At 76.0% G+C, this 3741-nt stretch carries 3 protein-coding genes; all 3 read right to left on the bottom strand.

The features are described 5' to 3' along the window. Positions 1-778 (bottom strand): serine/threonine-protein kinase (locus ACWD6N_RS37480; protein ID WP_450006717.1); only part of this gene is annotated, 778 nt, incomplete at its 3' end. Between the two features lie 178 nt (positions 779-956). After that, positions 957-2738, bottom strand: coding sequence for a serine/threonine-protein kinase (locus tag ACWD6N_RS37475; protein WP_387328598.1), 1782 nt, complete (start codon positions 2736-2738; stop codon positions 957-959). 83 nt (positions 2739-2821) lie between these two features. Next, on the bottom strand, positions 2822-3741 hold a 920-nt coding region (locus ACWD6N_RS37470; protein WP_449940885.1), incomplete at its 5' end, for a glycosyltransferase family 4 protein.

Below are 3741 nucleotides of genomic sequence, written 5' to 3'. Positions count from 1 at the left end.
GGGCCGGCTCGGTGGGCGGGTCGTCGTCCGCCGCCGCGCCGCGCAGCAGCGGCTCCGCCTCCGCCGCGGTCAACCGCCGCCAGGGGTCGCGCTGCAACAGGCCGGTGAGCACGGGGCGCAGCGACCCGGCCCGGCGCATCGGGTCCGGCGGTTCGGTGGCCAGCGCTCTGAGCGTCGCCATCGCGCTGGAGCGGGCGTACGGCGAACGCCCCTCGACCATCGCGTAGAGCGTCGCACCCAGCGACCACAGGTCGGTACGGGGATTCGACACCCCTTCGCGGGCGCGCTCCGGCGCGACGAACTGCGGCGAGCCGAGCACCATGCCCGGCTCGGTCATCGCCCCGTCGCCGCCGACGAACGTGGCCAGCCCGAAATCGGTGAGCACCACCCGCCCGTCGTCGGCGACCAGCACGTTGTGCGGCTTCACATCGCGGTGCAGCACACCGGCGGTGTGCGCGGCCCGCAGCGCGGCGAGAACGGCCAGCCCGATCCGGGCGGTGCGCTGCGGGCTCAGCGGCCCCTCCGCGCCGATGATCTGCTGCACCGACCGGGACGGTACGTACTCCATCACGATCCAGGGGCTCTCCCGGTCGTGCACCACGTCGTAGATGCGGACCACGTTGGGGTGGTTGAGTCGGGCCGCCGTACGCGCCTCGCGCAGGGTCCGCAGCCGCAGCTCGGCTCGTTCGGTCTCGGCCAGCCAGGACGGTGGCACGACCTCCTTCACCGCGACGTCGCGGTGCAGCATCTCGTCGCGGGCCAGCCACACCCGGCCCATGCCGCCGGCGCCGACCAGATCGAGCAGCCGGTACCGACCCGCGATCAGCAACTGCTGCACAGTCGCTCCCCCTCGGTCACCCCGTGTTACACGATAGCCACCGGCGCGGCTTTTCTCATCCACCGCGCGGCCTCGATCCACCCCGGACCGCACACCGAACCGGCCCACACGGTGCAGGTCAACGGGGTGGTCGGAAACTCGTTCGCACCGTCGTCCAGTCCGCGGTGGCGCCGGTCCAGTCCCGGTCGTCGGTGATCCAGCCCAGCGTCCAGCGGCCGTTACCGGCGGGTGCTCCGGCGACATGCTGCCGGGCGTGCAGCCGGGCGCCGTAGGGCGCCGCCCACCGGGACTCCCACTCCGCCCCGCCGTCGCCCCCGGCGAGCCGGACCTCGTCGTACTCCGGCAGCGCCCCGACCTCCGCCGCCGCGTCCCGCATCGCAGTCAGCCGAGCCAGCGGGTCGGTGGCGCCGCCCTCGGCGACGCTGAACGCCCGTCCGGTCGCCGGGTCCTGGAAGCAGGCCACCTCGCCGTCACGGGAGTAATGCCAGGTCGCGGGCACGGAGACCCGGAAGCCGCTGGGGTCGGCGTGCCAGACCCAGCCGGCCGGCGGCCGGAAGCGCTCGCCGGGAGGCGGCGACGCGGGCGGCGCCGGCGCACCGACGGCGTCCGGGCGGACGCACGGAAACGGTGGCGGGGGGAAGGCGCCCCCGCCCGGCGGCCGGCCCGGCCGGTCGGGTCCGTGACCGAGCGGCCCACCCGGGCCGTCACCGTCGGGCGGACGGTCGGTCGGCGGCGCGCTGGTCGGCCGTTCGGCGGTGTCCGCCGGTTCGTCGTCGCTGACGGCCAGCGCGGTGCCGACGCCGGCAGCGGCCGCCACCAGCAGCGCCGTGACGACCAGCCCCGCCCGGCGGGCTGTCCGCCCGGCCGGTCGTCCGACCGCCCGAGCGGGCGCCTGCCCGCCAGGGGTGTCGGTCCGCTCGGCGGCGTCTCCGGCGGGCGGATCACCCGGGGCCCCGGCCCGGGCGGCGGTGGGTCGGCCAGGTTCGGGCAACGGGATGGCGGGATCCTGATCGGACAGGTCGGTGGACGTGTCGGGATGATCGACCGGATCCGCTGCCGACTCTGTCCCGTCGGGCACCGGGAGCGGGCCGGTGCGGCCGGTCGCGGCGGCGGTGAGCAGCCGGTGGGCCGCCTCGTGGTCGAGACGGTCGCGCGGGTCACGGCGCAGCAGCCCGGCCAGTACCGGCGCGAGCGGCCCGGCGTGCGGGGCCGGGTCCGGCGGCCCGGCCGCGAGCGCGCTCAGCGTGGCCATCGCGGTGCTGCGGGCGTACGGGGAGCGGCCCTCGACGGCGGTGTGCAGGGTGGCCCCGAGCGACCACAGGTCGGCGGCCACGGTGGACACCGCCTCGGAGGCCCGCTCCGGGGCGACGTACTGCGGGGAGCCGAGCACCATGCCGGGGCGGGTCATCGCCCCGTCGCCGCCGTCGAACGTGGCCAGCCCGAAGTCGGTGAGCAGCACCCGCCCGTCATGTGCCATGAGCACGTTCTGCGGTTTGACGTCGCGGTGCAGCACCCCGGCCGTGTGCGCGGCCCGCAACGCGCCGAGCAGGGCCAGGCCGATCCGGGCCGCCTCGGCCGGAGCCAACGGCCCCCCGGCGTCCAGCACGTCCTGCAGGGTGCGGGACGGGACGTACTCCATCACGATCCAGGGGCTGTCCTCGGCCGGGACGACGTCGTAGAGCCGGACCACGGCGGGATGGTTGAGCCGGGCCGCGGCGCGCGCCTCCCGCAGGGTGCGCGAGCGCAGCTCGGCCCGCTCGTGGTCGGCCAGCCAACTCGGCGGCACGACCTCCTTGACCGCGACCTCTCGGTGCAACATCTCGTCGCGGGCCCGCCACACGCGGCCCATGCCCCCGCGACCCACCAGGTCGAGCAGCCGGTACCGACCGGCGATCAGCACCTGCGCACGCTCCTCCTCAGCCGCTGTCCGGGATACACCCTAACCAGCGGATCGGGAGTCACCTATCGGTCGTCCGCCTCGGCTCAGCAGGCGGCGTGGTCGGCCGCGGCGAGCAGATTGCCCTCCGGGATGGCGATCCGGGTACGTCCGCCCGCCAGTCGGGCGGCGATCCGGCGGGCCTGAAGTGGGCCGTGCTCGCGTCTGGCGGTGGTGTAGCTGGCGGCGGTGCGGGCCGCGATGGTGGCCCAGCCGTACCGCTCGACGACCATGCTGCGCGCCCGGCGGGCGACCCGCCGGGCGAAGACCTCGTCGCCGAGGAGGTGGCCCACCGCGCCGGCGAGGGCGTCCGGGTCGCTGTGCGGGAACGTCACGCCGGTCACGCCGGGCTCGACGATCTCGGCGAGCCCGCCGGTGCGGGCCACCGCGAGTGGCGCACCGGCGGCCGCCGCCTCCAGCGCCACCATGCCGAACGGCTCGTAGAGGCTGGGCACCACGGTGGCGTCGGTGGCGCCGAGCACCGCCGGCAGTTGGGTGGCGTCGAGGAAGCCGGTGAAGTGGACGGTCGAGCAGAGCGCGAGCCGGCGGGCCTCGTCCTCCAGCTCGGCGCGGTACGGGCCGTCGCCGGCGATCACCACGCGCAGCCCGGGATGCCGCTCGCGCAGGCGGGGCACCGCGTGCACCAGGTGCTGTACGCCCTTCTCGTAGACCAGCCGGCCGGCGTACCCGACGAGCGGGCCGTCCGCGGCGAACCGGGCCCGGGCCGAGGCGACCGCGCGTGGCCGGGCCCGCCAGGCCCGGTTGTCGACCCCGTTGGGTACCACGTCGACCTGGCTGGCCGGGAGGTCGAACAGCGCGGTCACCTGCTCGCGCATGTACGCCGAACAGGTGATCACCCGGGTGGAGGAGCCGCTGAGCCAGTGCTCGACGCCGTGGATGGTGCGGTTCATCTCCTCGGGCAGCCAGCCCTGGTGCCGGCCGGCCTCGGTGGCGTGGATGGTGGTGA

The sequence above is a fragment of the Micromonospora sp. NPDC005163 genome (assembly GCF_053599835.1).
This window is presented reverse-complemented; position numbering and strand designations above follow the sequence as displayed.